Annotated in this window: 22 protein-coding genes; 3 read left to right on the top strand and 19 right to left on the bottom strand. The window is 51.1% G+C overall.

Features of this window, described 5'->3' with window-relative positions; all coding sequences use genetic code 11:
* Positions 1 to 89 precede the first annotated feature (89 nt).
* From dmpG to ACXAG2_RS07985, 14 genes are all read right to left on the bottom strand, one after another.
* The gene (gene dmpG, locus ACXAG2_RS08050; RefSeq protein ID WP_474817788.1) at positions 90 to 1,127 is read right to left on the bottom strand and encodes a 4-hydroxy-2-oxovalerate aldolase; all 1,038 of its coding nucleotides are present in this window, start codon (positions 1,125 to 1,127) and stop codon (positions 90 to 92) included.
* Positions 1,127 to 2,044: an acetaldehyde dehydrogenase (acetylating) gene (locus tag ACXAG2_RS08045; protein ID WP_474865832.1), complete on the bottom strand. Its 918-nt coding sequence runs from the start codon at positions 2,042 to 2,044 to the stop codon at positions 1,127 to 1,129. Before ACXAG2_RS08045 ends, dmpG begins: the two co-directional genes overlap by 1 nt.
* Positions 2,041 to 2,262, bottom strand: a complete 222-nt coding sequence (locus ACXAG2_RS08040; RefSeq protein ID WP_474817786.1) for a tautomerase family protein — start codon at positions 2,260 to 2,262, stop codon at positions 2,041 to 2,043. Before ACXAG2_RS08040 ends, ACXAG2_RS08045 begins: the two co-directional genes overlap by 4 nt.
* 13 nt (positions 2,263 to 2,275) lie before the next feature.
* The gene (dmpH, locus tag ACXAG2_RS08035; protein WP_474865830.1) at positions 2,276 to 3,070 is read right to left on the bottom strand and encodes a 2-oxo-3-hexenedioate decarboxylase; all 795 of its coding nucleotides are present in this window, start codon (positions 3,068 to 3,070) and stop codon (positions 2,276 to 2,278) included.
* Positions 3,067 to 3,864 carry a 2-oxopent-4-enoate hydratase gene (gene dmpE, locus ACXAG2_RS08030; protein ID WP_474865828.1) on the bottom strand — a complete coding sequence of 266 codons (798 nt, stop codon included), beginning with the start codon at positions 3,862 to 3,864 and terminating at the stop codon, positions 3,067 to 3,069. Before dmpE ends, dmpH begins: the two co-directional genes overlap by 4 nt.
* A gap of 10 nt (positions 3,865 to 3,874) precedes the next feature.
* Complete coding sequence (locus tag ACXAG2_RS08025; RefSeq protein ID WP_474865826.1) at positions 3,875 to 5,335, bottom strand: 2-hydroxymuconic semialdehyde dehydrogenase; 1,461 nt, start codon at positions 5,333 to 5,335, stop codon at positions 3,875 to 3,877.
* Between the two features lie 153 nt (positions 5,336 to 5,488).
* A complete protein-coding gene (locus tag ACXAG2_RS08020; RefSeq protein ID WP_474865824.1) occupies positions 5,489 to 6,547 on the bottom strand; it encodes a 2Fe-2S iron-sulfur cluster-binding protein in 1,059 nt (352 codons plus the stop codon).
* 1 nt (position 6,548) lies between these two features.
* The gene (locus ACXAG2_RS08015) at positions 6,549 to 6,908 is read right to left on the bottom strand and encodes a phenol hydroxylase subunit P4 (RefSeq protein WP_474865821.1); all 360 of its coding nucleotides are present in this window, start codon (positions 6,906 to 6,908) and stop codon (positions 6,549 to 6,551) included.
* 31 nt (positions 6,909 to 6,939) lie between these two features.
* Positions 6,940 to 8,460, bottom strand: coding sequence for a YHS domain-containing protein (locus ACXAG2_RS08010; protein ID WP_474865819.1), 1,521 nt, complete (start codon positions 8,458 to 8,460; stop codon positions 6,940 to 6,942).
* A 196-nt stretch (positions 8,461 to 8,656) separates the two neighbouring features.
* On the bottom strand, positions 8,657 to 8,926 hold the full coding sequence (locus tag ACXAG2_RS08005) for an MmoB/DmpM family protein (protein ID WP_474865817.1): 270 nt from the start codon (positions 8,924 to 8,926) through the stop codon (positions 8,657 to 8,659).
* Positions 8,926 to 9,933, bottom strand: coding sequence for a ferritin family protein (locus ACXAG2_RS08000; protein ID WP_474865814.1), 1,008 nt, complete (start codon positions 9,931 to 9,933; stop codon positions 8,926 to 8,928). Before ACXAG2_RS08000 ends, ACXAG2_RS08005 begins: the two co-directional genes overlap by 1 nt.
* A gap of 87 nt (positions 9,934 to 10,020) precedes the next feature.
* Positions 10,021 to 10,299, bottom strand: coding sequence for a phenol hydroxylase subunit (locus ACXAG2_RS07995; protein WP_474865811.1), 279 nt, complete (start codon positions 10,297 to 10,299; stop codon positions 10,021 to 10,023).
* A 21-nt stretch (positions 10,300 to 10,320) separates the two neighbouring features.
* Positions 10,321 to 11,250 (bottom strand): catechol 2,3-dioxygenase, encoded by a 930-nt coding sequence (locus tag ACXAG2_RS07990; protein ID WP_474837970.1) that lies wholly within the window; start codon positions 11,248 to 11,250, stop codon positions 10,321 to 10,323.
* 407 nt (positions 11,251 to 11,657) lie between these two features.
* Positions 11,658 to 12,452, bottom strand: a complete 795-nt coding sequence (locus ACXAG2_RS07985; RefSeq protein ID WP_474865808.1) for an SDR family NAD(P)-dependent oxidoreductase — start codon at positions 12,450 to 12,452, stop codon at positions 11,658 to 11,660.
* A gap of 386 nt (positions 12,453 to 12,838) precedes the next feature.
* On the opposite strand from ACXAG2_RS07985, the gene ACXAG2_RS07980 reads away from it, so the two are divergent.
* The 3 genes from ACXAG2_RS07980 to ACXAG2_RS07970 are packed head-to-tail and all read left to right on the top strand — an operon-like array spanning position 12,839 to position 13,865.
* On the top strand, positions 12,839 to 13,513 hold the full coding sequence (locus ACXAG2_RS07980; protein ID WP_474865805.1) for an FAD-dependent oxidoreductase: 675 nt from the start codon (positions 12,839 to 12,841) through the stop codon (positions 13,511 to 13,513).
* A gap of 4 nt (positions 13,514 to 13,517) precedes the next feature.
* Entirely contained in the window at positions 13,518 to 13,649 is a 132-nt protein-coding gene (locus ACXAG2_RS07975) for a hypothetical protein (protein WP_474865803.1), read from the top strand.
* Between the two features lie 54 nt (positions 13,650 to 13,703).
* The gene (locus tag ACXAG2_RS07970) at positions 13,704 to 13,865 is read left to right on the top strand and encodes a hypothetical protein (RefSeq protein ID WP_474865801.1); all 162 of its coding nucleotides are present in this window, start codon (positions 13,704 to 13,706) and stop codon (positions 13,863 to 13,865) included.
* A gap of 57 nt (positions 13,866 to 13,922) precedes the next feature.
* On the opposite strand, the gene ACXAG2_RS07965 is transcribed toward ACXAG2_RS07970, so the two are convergent.
* The 5 genes from ACXAG2_RS07965 to ACXAG2_RS07945 form a co-directional block, all read right to left on the bottom strand.
* The gene (locus ACXAG2_RS07965) at positions 13,923 to 15,632 is read right to left on the bottom strand and encodes a sigma 54-interacting transcriptional regulator (RefSeq protein WP_474865798.1); all 1,710 of its coding nucleotides are present in this window, start codon (positions 15,630 to 15,632) and stop codon (positions 13,923 to 13,925) included.
* 118 nt (positions 15,633 to 15,750) lie between these two features.
* Entirely contained in the window at positions 15,751 to 18,135 is a 2,385-nt protein-coding gene (locus tag ACXAG2_RS07960) for an efflux RND transporter permease subunit (RefSeq protein WP_474865796.1), read from the bottom strand.
* Entirely contained in the window at positions 18,135 to 19,238 is a 1,104-nt protein-coding gene (locus ACXAG2_RS07955) for a WD40/YVTN/BNR-like repeat-containing protein (protein ID WP_474865794.1), read from the bottom strand. Before ACXAG2_RS07955 ends, ACXAG2_RS07960 begins: the two co-directional genes overlap by 1 nt.
* A gap of 76 nt (positions 19,239 to 19,314) precedes the next feature.
* On the bottom strand, positions 19,315 to 20,667 hold the full coding sequence (locus tag ACXAG2_RS07950) for a DUF1329 domain-containing protein (protein ID WP_474865791.1): 1,353 nt from the start codon (positions 20,665 to 20,667) through the stop codon (positions 19,315 to 19,317).
* Between the two features lie 12 nt (positions 20,668 to 20,679).
* Entirely contained in the window at positions 20,680 to 22,344 is a 1,665-nt protein-coding gene (locus ACXAG2_RS07945) for a DUF1302 domain-containing protein (RefSeq protein WP_474865789.1), read from the bottom strand.
* Between the last annotated feature and the right edge of the window lie 71 nt (positions 22,345 to 22,415).

Here is a 22,415-nt window from a genome sequence, read left to right as displayed (position 1 = left end):
GTGAATCCATCCATGGACGCTCCGCCGCAACATCCATGTTGCGGAGGGTTTTAAAAGCAGAACTCCCCCTCAACAGGTCGCGCTTCAGACTAGCTCGCTTCTTTTAGCAGGCCTTTTTCTTTGGCCAGCGTCATGGCGGTGTCCTGAATCATGTCTTCCTGTCCGCCGATCATTTTCTTACGGCCCAGTTCGACCAGAATATCCCGGGCGGTAATGCCATATTTCTCTGCGGCCTTTTTCGCATGCAGTAGGAACGTGGAGTACACGCCAGCGTACCCCAGAGTCAGGGAATCGCGGTCAACGCGAACCATGTGATCCATCATAGGAACAATGATGTCTTCCGCTACGTCCATCAGCTTAAACAGGTCGCAGCCGGTAGGAATACCCATACGTTCACACACAGCAGCCAGCACTTCCAGTGGCGTGTTACCGGCACCTGCACCAAGACCTGCAACCGACGCATCTATGCGGGTGGCACCAGCCTGAATAGCCGCAATGGAATTGGCGACGCCCATCCCCAGGTTATGATGGCCGTGGAAGCCAATCTCGGTTTCCGGTTTCAGTTCACCGCGGAGGCGGGAGATGATTTCAGTCACATCCGCAGGCAGCATGTAACCGGCAGAATCCGTGATATACACAGTCTGCGCACCGTAAGATTCCATTAGCTTGCCCTGTTCTGTCAGGCCCTGAGGCGTGTTCAGGTGAGACATCATCAGAAAGCCTGACGTGTCCATTCCCAATTCTCTGGCGCAGGCAATGTGTTGTGGTGAGGTATCGGCTTCCGTACAGTGAGTGGCAACGTGAATACTTCTTGCTCCGGCTTCATAGGCTGAGCGCAGCTCTTTCATCGTGCCGAGCCCTGGTATAAGCAGTACCGAGATGATGGTCTCTTTCACCGCTGCAGCTACAGCACTGATATATTCCTCATTGCTGGCCATAGCAAAACCATGTTGCAATGAGTTACCGCCCAGACCTGCGCCATGGGTAACCTGAATGAGCGGTACACCGGCGTTATCCATAGCCGTGGCGACTTTCACCATCTGCTCAACACTGATCTGTTCTTTTTTTGCATGCATGCCGTCGCGCAGACACATGTCATGCAGCATTACTTTTCTCTGCTCACTCATTACGCAGCCTCCACAGGTTTCAGCAACAGGGTGCCGTTAAGTATTTCTTCGGCAAACATCTCTGCTGTGCGGGTAGCAGAGGCAGTCATGATGTCGAGGTTGCCGGCATATTTCGGCAGGTAGTCGCCAAGCCCTGCCACTTCCATAAACACAGCTACTTTATTGCCATCGAAAACCGGACCATTAACCAGGCGATAGCCTGGCACATACTTCTGTACCTGCTCAATCATGGAGAGAATAGAGTTGCGCACTTTGGCTTCGTCCGGCGCATCCTCCGTCAGGCAGTAGATAGTGTTACGCATGATGATAGGGGGCTCTGCGGGATTGATAATCGCCAGCGCTTTCCCTTTCTTCGCCCCACCCACTTTCTCGATAGCATTTGAAGTGGTGTAGGTGAACTCATCAAGGTTTGCCCGGGTACCCGCCCCGATAGACTTAGAAGACAGGCTGGCAATAATTTCCGCGTACTCTACGGTCTGTACCTGAGACACGGCGTTAACGATAGGAATGGTTGCCTGACCAGCACAGGAAATCATGTTTACATTCATTTCCTGTTTTTCTGCATGTTGTTTCAGGTTTACCGGCGGCACACAAAGCGGGCCAATGGCTGCAGGCGTCAAATCGATCATCATCACGCCAAGCTCATTGAGTTTACGGCTGTTTTCAGCGTGGACATAAGCGCTGGTAGCATCGAAAGCGATCTGAATCTCATCCGCCTCAACATGTGGCAACAGCCCATCAACACCATCAGCGGTTACTTTAAGCCCCATTTTCTGAGCCCGTGCCAGCCCTTCAGATCCCGGGTCAATACCTACCATCCATACCGGTTCCAGCACTTCGCTTCGCATCACCTTGTACATCAGATCGGTGCCGATGTTTCCCGAACCTATCAGGGCACATTTGATTTTTTTCATCATAAATTTCCTTCCAGTTTTAATTCTCGCTGGTGATTTCGCTCCGCCATTGTGAGACCCGATACAAAGAAGTCGCAGTCACCATGTTCAGTAATAAGAATGCGAACAGACTCTTTCTTCACACCGAGAGATTCTACGATGGCGTCCGTCACTGCTTTGGCTGCACACCGTTTTTGCTCATCGGTACGACCTTTCATCATATGCATTTCAATTATTGGCATGAGTCACTCCTGCTCAGGTGAAGCGTACGCTGACGCTGCCAAGTTCCTGGTAACGGGCTACCACGGAATCACCAGGCTTCACCGCCACAGCCGCAGTGATACCGCCGCTCATTACAAAGCTGCCGGCCGGCAACACTTCGTTCATATCCGCGAGAATGTTTACCAGCATGGCCATGGCCTCAGCCGGATGACCAAGCACCGCCGCAGAGGATCCGGTCTCAACGATTTCACCGTTGATTTCCAGCACCACACCAAGTCGATCCAGCTCCACATCCTCGGCATACCGGGGGCGACCACCGGCGACAAATTTCGCTGAGGATGAGTTGTCGGCTACCACACTGGGCAAATCGAATTTGAAGTTTTCATAGCGTGAATCTATGACCTCAATGGCCGGCAGTATAAAATCTGTTGCAGCAAGAACATCAGATGCGGTACATCCGGGGCCGGACAGTTCTGCTTTGGTCACAAAAGCCACTTCCAGCTCTACCCGGGGATGAACCAGTTCAGCGGTATCGACCACAGTATTTTCCGGTACGCTCATGGCGTCAGTAAGAAAACCGATAGTTGGCACCGATACGCCCATCTGCTGCATTTTAGCTTTAGAGGTAAGACCGGCCTTCCAGCCCACCAGCCGCTGACCCTGTTCAAGGAAGCGTTTTCGCAACGCGTTCTGCACAAAGTAACCATCCTCGACGGTCATCTCCGCAAATTCATTGGTCAGTTTAGGGATGGCGTAGGCACGGGTCTGCGCGCCTTCCACACGCTCGCAGAAGCGGGTGATCTGATCCTGAGTCAGTTGTGTTTTCATAGTGCTGTTCCCCCTTCAAATCGCACTGAGCATTCACCGATACCGCCCAGAGTACAGGTCAGTTCGTCGCCGTCAGACACCGGCACCAGCGCAGACTGGGAACCGGACAGAATGACCTCTCCGGCCTTAAACGGAATACCGAGTTCACCAAGAGTATTAGCGAGCCAGGCGACAGCATTGAAGGGCGAACCCTGCACAGCTGCGCCGACTCCGGTTGAGAACAGTTCACCGTTTTTATAAAGGGTCATGCCGGACATGGTGATATCCACCTTGCGCGGGTCGAGTTTCTGATCAGACAGCACATAAACCCCGCAGGAAGCATTGTCTGCCACTGTATCCTGAATCTTGATTTTCCAGTCTGTGATACGGGAATCGACGATTTCAAAACAGGGGCTGACATAGTCAGTAGCACGCATCACATCTACCGGCGTGATACCGGGGCCAATAAGATCTTCTTTCAGCACCAGTGCCAATTCCGCCTCTGCTTTTGGCTGAATAAGTCCGTTTAGATCAATCACCTCACCCTGGCGATTCACCATCTTGCTAGTGAGAATGCCGAAATCAGGCTGAAACACGCCGAGCATTTTCTGCACTGCGGCACTGGTAACACCAATTTTCTTACCGGTTACCGTTTCTCCGCTGTTTAGCCGACGTTGAATAAAGCGCTCCTGAATGCGGTAGGCCTGCTCCAACGTGATATCCGGATATTGCTCGGTGAAAGGCGTCAGGGTATTTCTGGAAACGAAAGCTTCGTAAAGCTCATCGCCGAGTTTATTGATTAACTGATTATCCATGTCAGTCTCCTTACATCTTGATGCAGACGTTGCGCAGCTCGGTATAGAACTCCAGCGAATGCACGCCACCTTCGCGGCCTATACCAGACTGTTTGGTGCCACCGAAAGCGGTGCGCAGATCGCGCAGGAACCATGAGTTCACCCAGCAGATCCCTACATCGATGTTTTCTGCCATGCGATGAGCTACGCCAAGGTTCTGGGTCCAGATGGTGGTGGAGAGGCCATATTGCGTATCATTGGCCAGGTTCACCACCTCTTCTTCGCTGTCGAACGGGCGGATATGACAGCACGGGCCGAATATTTCCTCGCGAATGACGGTGGCATCGTCAGACAGGCCGGTCCAGATTGTAGGCTGGATCCAGTTACCGCCTTTCACGCTATCAGGCATGTCCGGAATACCGCCGCCGGTAACTACAGTCGCGTCCTCTTCCACCGCTTTTTTGTAATAGGACAGCACCTTGTCCTGGTGTTCTTTACTGATAAGCGGCCCGTAGTTCACACCCGCGTCGGTAGGACGCCCGAGAGAAACGGCCTCAGCTCTCTCTTTCAGCGCCTGAACAAATTTCTCGAATATCGGACGCTCTACGTACACACGCTCTGTACCCAGACAAACCTGACCGGTATTCAGGAACGCTGAGCGGAAAATACCCTCGACCGCCTTATCAAAATCACAGTCGGCGAAAACGATTCCTGCATTCTTACCGCCCATCTCGAAGGACACGTCCCGTGTACCCTCTGCCGCGGCTTTCATGATGGCGGTACCGGTTCGGGTTTCACCGGTAAAAGTGATGCCGTCAACTTTAGGATGCTGAGTAACAAACTCACCGGCGGAATCCGGACCAAAACCGTTAACCACGTTATACACGCCGGCCGGTACACCCACTTTATTCATCACCTCACCCAGCAGGGTTGCGGTAAGCGGGGTTTCTTCAGAAGGCTTGACCACTACGGTGTTCCCACAGGCCAGTGCCGGACCGACTTTCCAGGTCATCAGCATGAATGGTGCGTTCCACGGGCTGATAACGCCAATAACGCCTTTGGGTTTGCGTACGCCGTAGTTGAGTGCGCCAGCGCCATCCGGCGTATCCAGACGGAAGCTTTCAGTCGCGACGTTCTTAATGGTATCTGCGAAAATCTTGAAGTTTGCTGCACCGCGAGGAATGAAGACATGGCGCATCACATGCTGAGGCTGACCGGTATCGGCCATCTCGGCTTCGACGAAATCCTCAAAACGGCGGGTGATTTCGTCAGCCACTTCGTACAACATAGCCACACGCTCGTCAGTGGTCATTGCGCCCCACTCACCATTAAGCGCCGCCTTTGCTGCAAGCACTGCTTCATTAACGTCTGACTTTCCGGCTTCGGCAACGCTGGCAATGATTTCGCCGGTAACGGGCGATACTTTATCGAAGCGTTTTCCTGAAGCCGCTTCGACAAATTCTCCTCTGATAAAATTCTGAATCTGGCGCATTGTTCTACTCGCTTATTTCACGTTCTTGACGATGATTTTGATAAAATAAATTTACAACTTACTAACACTTGAACCGAGTGTAATCCTGACGTTCTATACCGTCTAATACCATTTAAACCGACTCTTGATACCCTCAAAGTATTAATATTTACTTCAGATATTTTTAAATAACGGACTTCTTACCTGTTGGGCATCGGCGGCAGAAATAAATTTCTCGGTGTAGATGTCACGCTCGAATAACCTTCCCTGCATCAGGGTATTTATGCAGGCATCGATCATCAGAGGTGGGCCACAGAGATACGCTTTATGACCGGAGAAATTTCCATCAAAGGCACGCTGAGCGGCTTCATGCACGAAGCCGGTTTCGCCTTCCCAGTTTCCACTTTTGTTGTCTGACAATGCGGGCACATAGGTAAAGTTCGGATACTTCACTGCCAGCTCAAGAAACTCTTTGTGGTAGTAAAGCTCTTCTTTACTGCGCTGGCCGTAAATCAGGGTGATAGGCAGTTCGCAGCCTTCTTCCAGCAACTCCAGGATCATAGAGCGTGGGCTGGAAAGCCCTGACCCACCGGCCATAAAAATCATCGGTACCTGTGCAGACTTCTTCACAAAGAAGCGGCCATAGGGCCCGGTGAAAGAGATCTCATCTCCCACCTGCAGTTTTTCATGGATATAGGTCGTGGCTGCGCCCCCGGGAACCTGACGGATATTTAGCTCAATCTCGCCATCCTGTAACGGGCTGTTAGCAATAGAAAACGCTCTGCTACCAATGCCATCCGGCACATTTAGCTGAATGTACTGGCCGGCCTGAAACTCAATGGCATCTGGGTTGTTCAGTTTCAGCCAGATTCCTTTAATCGTAGGCGTAAGGTCCTCAATGCGGCTTACTACGCATTCATAATCTGCGATAGGCAGGTTAAGAGAGTCTTCATCCTCTTCAATTTCTGCCTCAATCACCAGATCGCTTTCCGGGCGAGCGCAGCAGGCCAGACATTTATTCTCCTCACGCTCAAAATCCATCAGCGCAAAGCCGGATGCCTCACCATGGTCAACCTCACCGTCCAGCACATCAATTTTACAGGTGGCACAAAGCCCGTGCCCGCAGGCATGAGGCAGGTAAATACCCGCCCGCAGCGCTGCGTCCAGAATGGTCTGTTCTTCCTCAACCTCGATGGTCTGCCCCAGTGGTTCAATAGTGACTTCATAAGTCATATCAGCTCTCCCCTAAAATCAGCGTCGCCAGTCCGGGGGTGGTAAAACGCATCTGATCTTTATGCCCCAGACCATTCTCTTCCAAGGTTCTGTTCATGTCCGGGGTCCAGGGCTTGTTGTCTTTTAGCCATTTAATGGTATTCCAGTCGATTTTTTCGAAGTCCGGGTCCGGTGACATCAGAGGTTTAAGCTGGGCGTCGATAATGTCCCCCAGTTTGTCTTTCGGTGACGCAAACAGCATAAACGGTGCTGCCATCAGCATGTGCTGATCCCAGCAGGCAAACAGCAGATAGTTACCCTGAAAGTTTTCCACCGCATCGCGGGGAGCAAATTTGTATTCACCATTAGCTACTACAGACATAGTTATTCTCCTTATTTTCCTGCGATGGGTTTCAGCTGTTTGACGTGGCCTGACGGCGCCACTTGTCAAAGTTCTGCTGATCTTCGGAACCCTGATAATCACCGGTATCGGTTTCAGGATTCAGCGACACCCACTCCATCCAGGCAGCCAGATCACCGTTCAGCGGCGCCTGCATCAGGCCAGGCATAGGCAGCCAAGACTGAACAAATTTCTCGGGTTCCTGCTCAAACACGTGCTGACAGCCGTCAGAGCAGAAATGATATTTCTCCCCTTCATAAACGGTCTCGCGATGGGCGAGCTGCGTCGGATCATCCGGTTCTGTGTAAAGGCATGGCAGCTGGCAGGTCTGACAGAGTTTTGGCAGACCGAAGTTGTTGTACTCGTTGCCGGCCTCCTTCTGCTTGATGATGTACTCCCAGCGCGGCATATAATATTTCCCGAAGGTGTCCGGGTATTTCTTCTTCAGCCACTCGAAGTCTTCTGCGGTAGGGATCCAACTGTGGAAAGCAGTACCGAATTTCCACTGATAGAGACCCAGCATCAGCTGGTGAGAGGTATGATCGATGGATTTCTCCACGTCGTCCCAGTGCATGGGCTTGCGTATGCCGTAGCGTGCCAGATCTTTAAACAGCGCTTCACCGTTCTCTACGCCATAAATATTCCACGCCTCACGCCAGGACATCACGCGCTTGGGCAGCATGTAGTCCATCATGGTAGCGACCAGAGTCAGCAGGCGGCAGCCGCGCCAGAACCATTTATCAATCCACTTCTGCACGATAGGAATGTTGTCCGGATCCTGCTCAAGAATGAACTTGATACACTCCAGCCCCAGAGTCATGTGTCGGGCTTCATCGGACTGGGCAGAAAAACCAAAAGTCACTGTTGCCATATCGCCGTTATAGGCGGCACCCGACATAAAGGGCACAAACAGCAGATTGGTCAGCACGTATTCAAATGAGAAGCCGATTGCCACCAGAAACTCAAAGGGGCCTGAAGACATAGCGTCATCGAAGAAGCTGCGCGGTACAGAGGTATACCAGATACGGTCACGTTGTTCAGCGAAGGAGGCAAAGCCGTTGTAGAACTTGTTGTAGTTCGACATAGCGTGAACCTGAGTCTGGGCATGACGAATCTCGTCAATGGCCTGCATCTGACAGGCTACCTGCGGACCAACTCCGGCAAACTCTCGCCCCACACGGGCAAAACCACGATGCGCCGCATACTCACCCGGACTGATGCCCTGCAGAAACAGTTTCAGCGCGGTCAGATAACGGGCATCCGTAATATTGAGGTGGCCATTATTTTGCGCGTGAGCGTCAATAATCGCGTAGTATTTCCGCTCTTTTTCTGCCTGATATTTCCAGTAGGAATCCATGGTCATGCGGAACGGATCTTCCCACTTCGACCAGTCATGAATCTTAATGCCCTCATAATCCACATAAGGGAAAATTTCTTTTTTGGTGCGATAGCTCGGTTCCCAGGCAAGATCCCGGGTCATCATGCGATACTTTTCTTTGATGCTGAGTTTTTTAGGTTTCTTCTGAATATCCATTACTCTCTCCAAAATTTTGCAGCCGAAGCGGGCGGAACGCGAGGCCGCTTGGAGAAGGACTGGTCACCTCAGAAACACGCCGTGAACCCATCCCTGGGGGCTCTCTGACAGCGTCCATGCTGTCAGAAGGTTTCTGCTGCGACCAGACGCTATCCTGTCGTGGCCTCGCTGTTCACCGACAGCGACTTGAATTTATCTAGCTATTCCAGGTTAAGGTCAGGCTGTCTTCGTCTTCATCAACGTTGCCACTTAGCGTGACGAGGTTGATGCCGATTTCCTGCATATCGAATTCGCGGCCTACCTGTTCTTCGATGGTTTCCCGTTTGATCACTAAGTGATTAGGGCGCATCACTTTCACCATGGCCGGCTCCTGCACTACTTCGGCTTCAGGGTTATCGATTTCGATGGCCTCGACGATGGGACGGGTGTCTTCGTTGGCCTGTAAAATGATGAACACGTTAGACATCAGGCTTTCTCCTGCTTGAACAGGCCAAGCTTGCGGGCGCGGGCCATCATGGCTTCGTGTACAGTGGCGACTTCCTGATCCGCTTCACTGCCTTCCAGAACAAGACCAGCCACAGGGATCAGCACAGAAGAAACATGAGAAGAATAGGAATCGATCCAGTTTTCGAGGTGAGCACGATTGGCAACAGATTCCGCTGCCATGGTTTTAACCATGGCATCGACCCAGCGGGCAGATTCGGAATACCAGCTGCTCATGAACTGAGTCAGAATAGAGAGCCCTGAGCCGCCTTCTTCAACCATCAATTCATCAACAAGGCGAAGGTAAACAAGCGGGTACAGCAAACCATCAAGGACAAAATTCTGTTTAACAAACAGCTCTACCGGATCACGCACCACCAGCAGGTCTTCCATAGTGCGGCGAAGTGGCTGCCAGGCATCCGCTTCCATCCAGTCTATTTTTGCCCCTTCCAGGGCCACCACATCATCCAGCATCAGACCAATACGCGAGAGGTACTGGGCGATACCAAGGTTATCCATAGCATGGTACATACACGCCTGAGTAAAAATGGCACCGTAACCATAGCCGCAAACAAAGGTATTGTTCTGGTTTGCTCCCCAGGCCACATGCCGCAGTGGAAGTAGCACTTTCTGGGCATCATCCCGTACATTGTCCGGGAGGTTCTCAATCAGTTTCAGGGTTTCTACTGTGGAGAAGTTAGACTCCATGGTTTCCTGTTTTTTTGCCCGGTTGAGGGTGTAAGTGCTGTAGTAAAACTGACGGGGATCTTTCAAATCGTACCAGTCGTTCATGCGAATCTTGCTGAGTTCCGCATCATACAACTGCTGCTCTGGTGCCCAGGTAGGACGATAATGCAGGTTTTCACACGCCTGCAGATCGTAACTGGCTTCCTGATAACGGGACGGAATCTTGTTGCCGAACCGCTTCTGTAAATGAGTAAAAGTAGTGTTTTTCGGTGTAATGCTTACCGTTTGTACATCTATTTGCATCTCGGTTTACTCCGGATAAGTGATTGATAGTGACAGACGCCGGCTCGCGCCACTTGCCACCTCTCCCTTTGCGATAATTTTTCTGTGTCAGGCGTCTCTGAAATGATGGGTGGCGTCATGCAGACGCCAGTCCCAGAGTGACACTTCTGCGTTTCCCGACTCGTTATCAGTCCTCAGGAAAGCAACCTGTCGCTGCCGGCAAAATGCGTTGAAGTCATCTTCCTTCAGGACCATTTCCAGAAACACTTCCGGCTCCCCCATACTGAAATCAAACTCAATAAAGCCGTCTTCCCGTTTGCCTGTTACCCGCACCCACTGGCGCGTGATATCAAACTGTTCAGGACTTGCCGCAATACTCTCGTTCATAACTGACTCCTGTACTAGCGCTTAGCTGACAACAGTGAGGAAGCTCTCGTGCAGCTTGCGCTGTGGATAATCCAGGCCCTGGGCAAAGTTATCCCAGGTCCAGGTGAGGGTTTCGTAGTCAGGATAAGGATGATAGCCGCCCATGAAGGTCTCGAAGCGGTTACCCGAAGGGTCAAAGGCATAGATGGTACAACCGCGGGTGATACCGTGTCGGGTCGGGCCGATATCTACCGCGACATCGTTCATGGACATGATGTCGCCAGCCCTCAGTACCCGCTCCCAACTTTCCATTAAGAATGAACAGTGGTGTAATTTGCCCGGTTCAGGGTATTCCACGAAAGCAATATCATGGACTTTATGAGAACAGGACAGCCAGATACCCGCCTCTGTTTTGCCGTCTTCACCGATCACGCGCTCAACAAGATAGAAGCCGAGCACATCGCAGAAAATCTTTTTCACCTCGGCAATGTTAGGGCCGTACAGCAGCGCATGGTCAAGGCGAACCGGTGCGATACCCCGCTCGCTGTCTTCATACCAGGGAGCAGGGTTCTCCATAGACATCCCGTTCCCCACAGAGGTTTTCTCTGCGTAGAGTTCAAACTCATGACCAGATGGCAGCGTGAAGCGAACACGCTCACCGGTTTCCATCAGGTCGCCGGCCTCAATGCGGCGGGTCTCCACGCCGTAATCGTTTAAATCTTTTTCCAGCTTATCCAGTGTGTCGTTATCCAGTACCTTGAAGCCGATAAAATCGACACCGGCTTGTTCTGCTTCACGGATAATGTAACTGCTATGATCACGCTCATCCCAGCATTTGAAATAGACCCGCCCCATATCGTCACGACCGGTTTCAACCAGGCCCATAACATCACGATAAAACTTAATCGACTCTTCCAGATCCAGTACCCGTACCACTGCGTGTCCCGGACGTAATACCCCTGTCATCGCCATAATTATTCTCCGTTATTGATAAAACAGCACTTACAAATACAACAATTTATTAACTAATATCAGGATGCGTGCCACGTTTTCATGGCATTGTTTTTGTTGAATTAATTAAAATCAGACAATTAGAATAAACAGGAAGCTTTAACTTTTTCTTTACGTAAATGTCAGGCTATCAGCGTGCCTGACAAAATTGTAAAGCCAGGGGCGTTTTATTCAGTAGTCAGAAATACGATGAGGCAAGAATGGTATTGGGTTGGCTTGCACACTGGCTGAAGTCGGTAAGAAGTCGAAATGGACGGAGGCACTTGAAGTAGAAGAGATAAAAGTGGAGTGAGTGATGCATCCCGGGCAGGAAAACGAGTAGCCTGTGGTCTGTCGGCATTTTTCCGACAGACACACATTAACCTTAGTTACATGATGAAATCGACGATTCCACCATCAACGCGCAAGGCGCTGCCTGTGGTAGCTGAAGCCTGCTCTGAACAGGTATATACAATCATATTCGCTACTTCCTCGGTACTGGCAAAGCGACGCGTGATCGAAGAGGGGCGATTTTCCATTACGAACTGCTTGCCTGCCTCATCCACGCTGATATCACGTTCGCTGGCAATATCCTGCAGAATACTTTCAGCGCCTTCACTAAGCGTTGGTCCGGGCAATACGGCATTCACTGTAACACCCGTTTCAGCCATACGTTTAGCAAGTCCACGGGATAAGCCAAGAATTGCAGATTTCGACGTGCCATACTGAATCATTTCCACCGGAATATTAATAGCCGACTCTGAGGCAACAAATAAAATCCGCCCCCATTTCTGCTCAGCCATGGCAGGGGCATAGTGGCGGGAAAGGCGCACTGCAGTCATTACATTTACATCATAATACTGCTGCCATTCCTCATCGCTGATTTCAAAAAAATCCGTGGCACCATAAATGCCCACATTGTTAATCAGAATATCGCAGGAAGGAACTACATCGGTAAGCACTTTGCAGCCTTCAGCCGTGCCCAAATCCGCTGCCACACCGGTGATATCTGCTTCCTGAAATCTTGATTTAAGGTTTTCTACGGCCTCATTGACGCTTTGTTCTGTTCGTCCTGTGAGGAAGACTTTTGCTCCGGCATTTGCCAGCATTGATGCTGTTGCCAGACCAATCCCTTTCGTAGAACCTGTGACGATAGCAGTTTTTCCTGAAAATTCGATTTGCATAATAGTCTCCTGTATCTGCAACAATGAATCAGGTCTGACTCAGTGTTTTCGGTTAAATCTGTACCGACCTGAAGCCAGACGTTCTTGTGATACAAAGTATCGCTATTTTCTATGCCTCTTTGCTTGTACTTAATACGGATATAACAATCGAAAAATTAGACAATGAGCAAATGCCCTTATGAATAATCCAACAACATGACCATTTATCCTTATTATTCAATACTCTGACCTTTTTCCTTTCGACCTCTATTGCCAAAAAGGTGGCTGCGCGTAAGGTAATTTGCTGACCGATATTTCATCAAAGTAGCGCTTTGTATGCTTTCTCAATTCCGGGAAAGTCATATGGAGGTCGGGTGCGCAATAATCAAATAAGCTCAGGAGTCAACATGCAGAGACGTCAATTTATCAGGGGTGGCGCAGCAGGGCTTATTGCAGGCTCTCTTTCCGGCTGTGCAGCCAATACGAAAACCAACAAAGCGACAGCGATGATGCCCGGCGGCAGGCTGGTTCCTATTCAGGCCAGAGCAGATCGGATTATCGCGACCAATGTTTGTACCCGTCCTTTCCGGATGCAGGGACCCCGGAACGAAACCGAAAAGCTCGGCAATAAAACCATTGTTCGCAACTATGGTCATGGCGGTAGCGGTTGGTCACTTTCATGGGGTGCGGCTGAACTTGCTCAGCAAATGGCCTCACTGACAGGTGTCAAAACCATTGCGGTACTGGGTTGTGGTGCTATTGGCCTGACTACCGCTATTCAGGCTCAGCGTAAAGGGATGAAAGTGACTATTTATGCCAAAGAACGGCCGCCTTACGTACGATCCTCTTTTGCCACTGGAATCTGGTCACCGGACTCCCGTATCATTTCAGCTGCCTATGCTCAGCCCTTTGCCAACACCTGGGAGCAGATGGCGCGAACATTCTTCAGAAAATATCAGACACTGCCTGGCCTACCCGGCAACCCGGTAGAATGGGCAAGAATGTTTCAGCTCTCCGATACTCCTTTCGAAGCTAAAGGTCATCACGGGGCTCACGGAGGAGTTTCTCTCCGGTGGCGGTGATATCGTGTATCGGGAGCTGAAGGAGAAGCAGGACTTCAGTAACTTTGAAGAAAATACCATCATCAACTGCACTGGTTACGGTGCCAGAGTGCTTCTTGCTGATGACAGCATCCTGCCAGTGCTCGGACAGACGTGAAAATTAATACCTCAGCCAGAGGTCACTTACGGCGTACAGTATTTTTCCAAGAAAGTGTCCTTCTATCCGCGCAGAGATGGGTTGCTGGTGCAGACCGGTGCAGAGAATGATTTCGGAAATCCTCATGCCGTCATCGACCCGGCTGAATCCATTGGTGCGGTAGAACGTCTGGCGGAAGTTATGGCAGGTATGAAACATCGCCGTGCAAGAGGTTAGCTGGCGAATGATTTAACAATGAACAGGCCAGAAAGTTTATGCTTTCCGGCCACTTTTTTAGCGACTCTTTTCATTAATCCGATAGGCAAGTTGTCGCCGGGTCACACCCAGATACTGGGCTGCGTGAGTCAGGTTGCCATCGGCTTTGCGAACCGCCGCCTCAAACAGCTGCTGTTCGTGCTGGGCCATATCGAACTGTCCGTCTTCCAGCAGACGGTCATAGAAACCTTCATTAAACTCCGGCGATTTATCTACCGCTGTGATATTGCCGCTCTGTGAAACCGTATCAGGCCCGTCGAGTTTTTCCTGAACCGCGTCCGGTACCGCGACGAACAGAGACTCCACCTCAATCTGTTCCCCCTCCCCCGTCAGCAGCACGCCTCGCTCGATGACGTTTTCCAGTTCTCGCACATTACCCGGCCAGTCGTGCGCGGATAAAGCCTGCACAGCCCGCTCTGAAAATCCATTGAGCGTTTTCTTATAAATTCCTGAGAATTTATCTACCATAAATGCGGCCAGCATTATGATATCTGTCAGGCGCTCACGGAGAGGCGGTATACTCACCGGATAAGTGGCAATACGGTAATAAAGATCGGCCCTGAAGCGACTTTCTTTGATGGCATTCTGCAAGTCCACATTAGTGGCAGCTACAAGCCTCACGTTGACTCTGCGAACCACATCATCACCGAGTCGCTCCACTTCACCGGTTTGAAGTACCCGCAGGAGTTTAACCTGCGCTGATAACGGCAAATCACCAAGTTCATCGAGAAATAATGTACCACCGTCAGCCCGTTCAAACCGACCTGGCCGGGAATCTTGTGCCCCCGTATACGCGCCCTTTTTTACACCAAACAGTTCTGACTCAATCAGTTCATCAGGAATTGCACCGCAGTTAACCGCAATGAAGGGGGCATCTTTTCTGGGACTGTGCTCGTGCAACCAGCGGGCAAACACCTCTTTACCCACTCCGGTCTCACCCAGCAACAGCACATTGATGGGGGTATCAGCAGCACGCTTCAGCAAATTCAGGGCATTGGTAAACTGAGGTGACGCGCCAACCAGGCCGTCAGTATCGTGACGGACCTTACGTTTTCCCCTCAGCTGGTTCAGTTCATCTTCGATAGCACGGAACGACGGTTCAAGTGGTGCATCACGAAATAAGTCTACGTAGGCCTCGTCATCCCAGCAGTCAGCAGGTTTACCGATAAACTTGCAGTGCGCCTCGCCCTTACACATGCATTCTGTTTCTTTGAATACAATAAAACGCCGGAAGAAGCGGCTGGTATACCCTGATGCATAACCGATAATTGTCCAGCAACTTGCTTCGCTACTCAGTCCCATAGATTGCAAGTGCGCTTCTGCTTCCCAGGAGTTTTCTACCATGACCTCTCCGAAGAAACGGCCGTCTTTCCAGTCAATATCATAGTCGGTAATGTGAGAACGTACCTGCCCCTCAAAAGCATGCATTTCGGGACCCAGACTGAACACATCATAGTCTGGCTTTTCATTGGCCATTTTATGCGCCAGATCTGCATCCTGCTCGCCGGCCACATAGCCCATACGAATAAGAATGCGTTTAGCAGAATCACTGTCGAGGGTATCGAAAAGCTTTGCCCGCATCTCCATCATGGCTTTGGCATGAAAAAGCAGGAGACGGTTTTCACCAAGCCAGATCTTACCCGTCTCCTGATTGAACCGGAGTTTCGAGCGCAAATCGAACTTATCTACTAACGCCTTTTCTTTCTCAATATGATGTTCTGCTATCATGATTCTGGTCCACTCAGTAAAAATCGTGAAACATGCATGGAGGTCTTTCGACCTCCATCTTAAGGTGAATCCTCACCCTTGTGTTACTATTTTGTTAAATTTTATTTTCTTATATCGATTATGCCTTTTGTTCTTTTAGAAAAAAGTGACCCAGCGCTGGCAGCAGAATTAGTGCTCCCAGCATGTTCCAGATGAACATGAAGGCCAGCAGAATTCCCATATCGGCCTGGAACTTAATGGGTGAAAGCACCCAGGTAGCAACCGCAATACCCAGCGTGATACCGGTAAGTACCACCACCTTGCCGGTAAACAACAATGCATAGTAATAGGCATCAGACAGGTTAGCTCCTTCGCTAAGACGGGTTTTAACTACCGTCAGTATATAAAGCGCATAATCCACCCCGATCCCCACGCCCAGGGCAATTACCGGCAGTGTCGCCACTTTAACGCCGATATTGAGCCATACCATCAGAGCCTGACAGAGCACAGACGTCAGCATCAGCGGTAATACAGCACACAGCACTGCACGCCACGAGCGGAAGGTTAGGAATGCCAGCAGAATGACAGCGGCATAAACATACAGCAGCATCTGGGTATTGGCTTTTTCCACCACGATATTGGTGGCGGCTTCTATGCCCGCATTGCCAGCCGCATTGAGAAAGGTAATGTCGTCACTATTATACTCAGCGGCGAAGGCTTCGACAGTGTTCACCACATCATTCAGGGTGTCGGATTTGTGGTCCTGCAAATAGGCGAATATGGTCAGCAGATCGCAGTTCTGATTGAACATCTCCCTTGGAGCCCGGGTGATGATGGCATTGAGCATGCCCTGTGAAGGCGGGATGCCGTACCATTTCAGATTCCCCTCGTTCATACCGGCATTCGCTACTTTGGCAAGACCTGCCAGGGATGATGTGGTCACTACTCCCGGAAGCTGACGCAGCGATTGTTCCAAAGCATCCACATCCATCAGGATGCTGTAGTGGGCACAGGCGTACTGACCGGTTTTCACCATCACCACATATACATCACTGCTGGTGGCGTAGTGGGACGTGATATAGGCATTATCGAGGTTGTAGCGGGAATCCGGGCGAAGCTCTGGCGCGCCCTGATCGGTATCACCGATTTTTACCTGCGAACCGATGATGACACCACCTATCCCCAGTACCAGTGCAGCGATAACCGTAACCGTTGCGACACCACGGCGGGTGAATAAATCCAAGAAAGCCCACAACGGATGTTTGGTATGGTTGATGTCTTTCGCATCACGCTGTTCCGCTTTCACACTGCGGGCAGCGGCACTGGCAGACACCCCGGTATAGGAAAGCAATACCGGTAACAGAATGAGATTGGTAAATATGAGTACTGCCACGCCGATACTGGCGGTGACGGCCAGATCCTGAATCACCGGGATATCAATCACCATCAAAACGGCAAATCCTACAGCGTCAGAAACCAGCGCCGTAATACCAGCTACAAATAGCCGACGGAAGGTATAGCGTGCTGCCAGCAGCTTATGAATTCCGCGACCAATGTCCTGCATGATGCCATTCATTTTCTGCGCACCGTGGCTCATACCGATAGCGAACACCAGAAACGGAACCAGAATAGAGTATGGATCCAGCTCGTAGCCAAGCGTTGGCAACAGGCCAAGCAACCAGACTACCGCCACCAGAGAACACACCACCACCAGCAGCGTACTTCGGATACAGCGGGTATAGATAAAGAGCACTATTGTGCAGATGCCAATTGTAATCGCGAAGAACACCAGCACCTGCTGCAGGCCGTCGATGAGGTCTCCCACCACCTTGGCAAAACCGGTAATGTGGATCTTAATGCCGTTTTTCTGATACTTGTCACGTACCGATTCGAGATAGCCGGAAAGCTCATGATAATCAATCTGCTCGCCGTCCTGATTGGTTTCCCTGAGCGGAAGCAGAATAATGCTGGATGTGTAATCAGACGCCACCAGCTGACCTACCTCGCCGGAACGCTCCACGTTGAGGCGCACCTGATCCAGGCTGGTTACCGAGCCATCGTAATTGTCAGGAATGACCGGCCCACCATCCAGCCCCTCCTCGGTAACACCCGTCCAGCGGACTGACGGTGCCCAGAGAGATTTCATAAACGGCCGCTCAACACCGGGCATCAGGAATAATTCGTCATTGAGCTGTCGCAGAGTTTCCAGATAGTCAGCATCAAAGATGGTGCCGTTCTCATTTTCTACCGCAATTCTTAGGGCGTTACTGGTATCAGCCAGCTGTTTACTGTTTTCCAGAAAATTCACGATATAAGGGTGATTGCCCGGGATCATTTTCTGAAAGCCAGCACTTAATTCCAGGCGTGCCGACTGATAGGCCAGTACCGCCGTCACCACCAGATACAACAGGATGATCAGCGGACGGAAATTAAAGATAGCTCTTTCCAGCAGACGGCCTGATCCGGTGTCAAAATCTTCCAGGTTTCGGATCAGTGTTTCCTCTCTGGTGTGTTGTGCACTCATTAACGACTACCTCCCTGCACAAGGTTTTCCAGTTTCAGTACGTGCGTTCCGCGGGATGTACTCACGGCAAAGCCGCTGTCTGTTGCAATGAAATCTGTGATGCCACCAAATGGTGTTTGCCCGATCAGGTCAAAGTGCGCACCGTTATCTGCCGAGCGATAAATCTGCCCGCTTTGATCAGCCAGTAAGATAGTATCGTCAGGCGAAACAACTCCGCTGGTCAGCGTCACTTCCATGCCGGTATCGATATGCTGCCATGCTCTGCCATCAGCGGGTTGCAGCCAGATATTACCGCGCAGTCCGTAGAGCAGCGTTGCGCCATTTTCCAGCAACAAACCATCAAAATAACTGCCGATGTAGGGCGTATTCACCCGCTTAAAAGCTTTACCACTATCATCAGATGCAAACACTGCTGACCGCTCACCGATAATCAGAAGTTCATTGCCCTTCTCCAGGACCTGATAAAGATGGCTCCCCATGTCGTTGGGCAATCGTCCGATAATGGAATACCAGTGTTGTCCACCATCATCCGTCGCCAGCGCAAGACCATACGCGCCCACGGCCCAGCCGCGTTTGTCATTGGCAAAATGAATAGCCAGCAGAGGCTTGTCAGCCCCTTCCTTGACCAGGTAACCGGCATTTATTTTAGCGTCTTCGCCGGCTTCTTCGTCGTTTTCTATCATTTTTAGTGCTTCAGCCATGGCCAGTTCCGCAGCTTCTGCACCGTTAAGCTGGGCTTCCCAGGTCTCTCCGCCATCCACGGTATGGATGATTATGCCACTGTGCCCGGCGGCCCAGCCGTTGTTTTCATCGGCAAAGCTTACCGAGGTTAGGGTGACCGAAACCGGCACTTTTTCGGCCTGACGCCAGCTTTCGCCGTTATCATCTGAAAGCAGTACCACGCCCCGCTCACCTACTGACACCAGCCTTGAGCCGGCGTTGTCCAGTGCAAGTTGCAGGCTCTGCAGACTGATTTTGTTGCGCTTGGCATCCGACGTCAGCACCTGCTTTAATGTATCGCTCATTGGCTTTTCTGCAGCGCTGGCAGCAGTCAACGTCAGACCGGAAACAAAAAATCCAAGACCGCATACAAGAGATTTCATTACTCGTTTCATGTGAGGCAATTTCCGTAAAGTCTCAAACCGATAAAAGAGGAGCTCACGCCCCTCCTCCGCACGACTATCTCACCGCATCTGCAGCTACGGCGTCACCAGTGAAGTAAGTTTCAGGCTTGGCATCTACCACGTGAAAACTTTCACCGTTCAGTGACTGAATCACACTCATGGTTTTTGCCTGCAGGTTGAATACGGTGGCAGTTTTAATCAATACCGCCGGTACGGCAGGCACCACAAAGGGAGTCAGCTGAGAGGTTCTCCACAAGTTGCCCTCGGCGTCGTAACCGTCTATCAGCAGAATCACCCAGGAGTCCTCGTCGATGTAATAGGTGCGCTTGGGTACGGCGTGACGACTACCTTCAGCGACATTTGCCTCTACTACCCAAACCCGGTGCTTCTCCCAGCGCACGTGCTCCGGGTTGAGGTGATATTCACTGATGGCTTCATCTGCCGAAGGTTTGATAAATCCGTTGTCGTTGTACGGTACCAGCATTTCCTGCTTGCCCTTCAGCGTCCAGGTAAAGCGGTCAATGTGTCCTAACAGGCCCTGTACCTCATCGAAGTAGTTCGCGCCGGAGGCCACGAAGTCAGGCGTATCGTAAGCAACGGTAGGAGCACGACGAACACGTCGCTGTCCGAGCAGGTATTGCCAGGCTTTACGGGGGTTGTCAGCGTCGATGCTGTCGCGGATCACCAGAGATTCACCGGCTTTAAATGGTGGCTCCATGGTGTTGAAACGGAACATGGAATATTCCCCGTTCCAGTCATCCGGATCCGCATCTCTGTAATAAGGCGGGTACTGGAAGGCAATTTCGTTACGGGTAGCAAGAGTATGGGAGCCGTCAGCATTCCCAACCACATTCTTAAACGTGTATTCGATGGAAGGTGCTTCTACCCGTAGCAGAAAATTCCACATTACCTCGTTGCCATTTTCCGGAATGGGGAATGGGATACCGCCGATACAGCCATCGATGCTGTAGCCGTTTTCGGTGAGCTCGCACTGGGTGGCATTACGTTTGATGCCTTCAATAACATACTCGGGCGCCGTTGCCGTACGGTGGGTTGGATAGACATTCACATAAAATGTATCCGGGTACTTTTTCATCAGGGCTATCGTGCCCTCGCTGAGCTGGTCTTTGTATTGCTCATAGTTGTTAATGTCTACCTTATAAAGCGGTTTCTCATCAGCAAACAAATCCAGCGGGATGTCACCGGCATGGTCGCCCGCCACGTTATCTTTGATACCGCCTGTCCAGGCAGGGATTGAGCCATCAGCGTTGGCGGCCATTTCTCCACCCAATGGCGTTAAGGTGTCACCCAGTTTTGCCGCGTCGGCGTCACTGGCTTTTGCCAGTGCCAGCGGAGATAAACTCAGCGCCAGCGCGGCAGCAATTCCGGTTTTAATCATAGCTTTCATATGGTTATTCCTTTAGAAAGTGCGTTGAATCGAAAATGAGATGAAGTCGCGGTCGCCGTGAAAATTCTTGTAAGACAGCATGGGAACTTCAGTGTCGTACTGGATTACAGAACCGGCGTCACCGATATATTTGGTAAAGCTCACACCAAAGCGCCAGATACGGTTGTAGTCCCCTTTCACGCCAAGGCTCACGTTACCGCCGTGCTCAGCCGGAAAAAGTACGCCATTAACAGACGAACGACCGGACAGGCCGTATCCCATAGCTATGGGCACCTGGAGATCGAGCCCCGGCATAACCTGAAAGTATTCCGGCGAGAACACGAACTGCACGGCGCTGGCGTCACGGGTGGCAAGAGGGTCCAGCTGATCGGCATTTTCAGAAATGTTAAGTCGACGGTTAAAAGCAAACTCACCCACAAAACTCGCGGCATCCCAAACGCTGCTTTCATTTAAAATGGTGACAGCCGAGGCGTTAAAGTGGAAAGTATCGCCACGGGGGAAAGCGGAATTATTACCACCATCGGAGACAGTATCTCCGGGAAGGATGACGGTATTACCGATGGCTACCAGTGGCATGTCGGTGCGCATTGACATCTCTGCTGCTACGTTGGTTTCCCCCACGAGGGTACTGACACTCATGCCGTAAAGTTTGATATCTTCACCGAACACCTGCACGTAGTCGCCGATGCCACCTTCAGTGACATTTACACCCGGACGGACATAGAACTGAGGCAGTTTTTCATGGAAGTTCGCGTGGTAGAAACCCACTTCGTAATCATTAATTTTGTAGCGGATCTGCAGACCGTACTGGCCGCTTTCCTCAGGCGTGATGTCATCGCCGCGAAAGGCAACCACGCCGGGGCCGAGGATCAGCGACTCACCACCTTTATCTACGAAATCTGCAAAGCTGAAATAGCTCCCGGCTGCCGGCAGGCGGCTTCGACGCCATTCCACCTGATAGTAAGCCGCCAGTGTCAGCTTAGAGTTCCACTGTAACTGGCCGGCCAGCTGCGCTGTGGGGCGTGCCACTTCTTTAAATTCGGAATTGGGAACAGATAGTGCCCGGGCCAGATCCAGAGAGGTCATGGCACCGGCCATAGCATTCGAGCCGAAGAAAAGCGATTCACCATACAATTGAGTAAAGCGACCGGCCTTCAGGTTCAGTGCTTTTTTCCCCGGAGTGAAACTGCCGTATACAAAGGCATCCAGCAGTTCGGCGTACTGCCCGTGCAAACCTTCCGTTTCTGCCGTAAATTCATTCGGGCCGACCGATACAGAGTTAACCAATGCGCCACCGAGTTCAGCGGGATTGTCATTGGAATCGTGATAGACAGAGTCGTACCAGGCAGCAGCACTAAAACGCACGCCGTAATTACGTTTGTACCTGAGGTCGAATTCAGACAGTAAATCTACCCGGTTCGACACCAGACCTTTATCAAAATTAAGGTCGCCATCATTAGTATTAGCCTGAGGGCCAATTGAACCATCGGCCACTTTTGCGTCAGGGTCGGTAACCCGGAAAGACGCACTGTACTTAACCGTGTTGTCCCAGCGGATACGCAGATTCGGATTGCTGGTATCGATGGTTGTGGCGTTGGCGACATGACTGACGCCAAGACCTAAGAGAACGGCAACTGACAGGGTTTTTAATGCAGATTTTTTATTATTTTCTTTCATCCATTTCTCCTCCATAGTGTGTTTCCTCGCTGTTTGCACTATGCCCGGACCAATCACGACAGATTGCTCTG

Source organism: Alteromonas sp. ABH4_456, from assembly GCF_056160645.1.
This window is presented reverse-complemented; position numbering and strand designations above follow the sequence as displayed.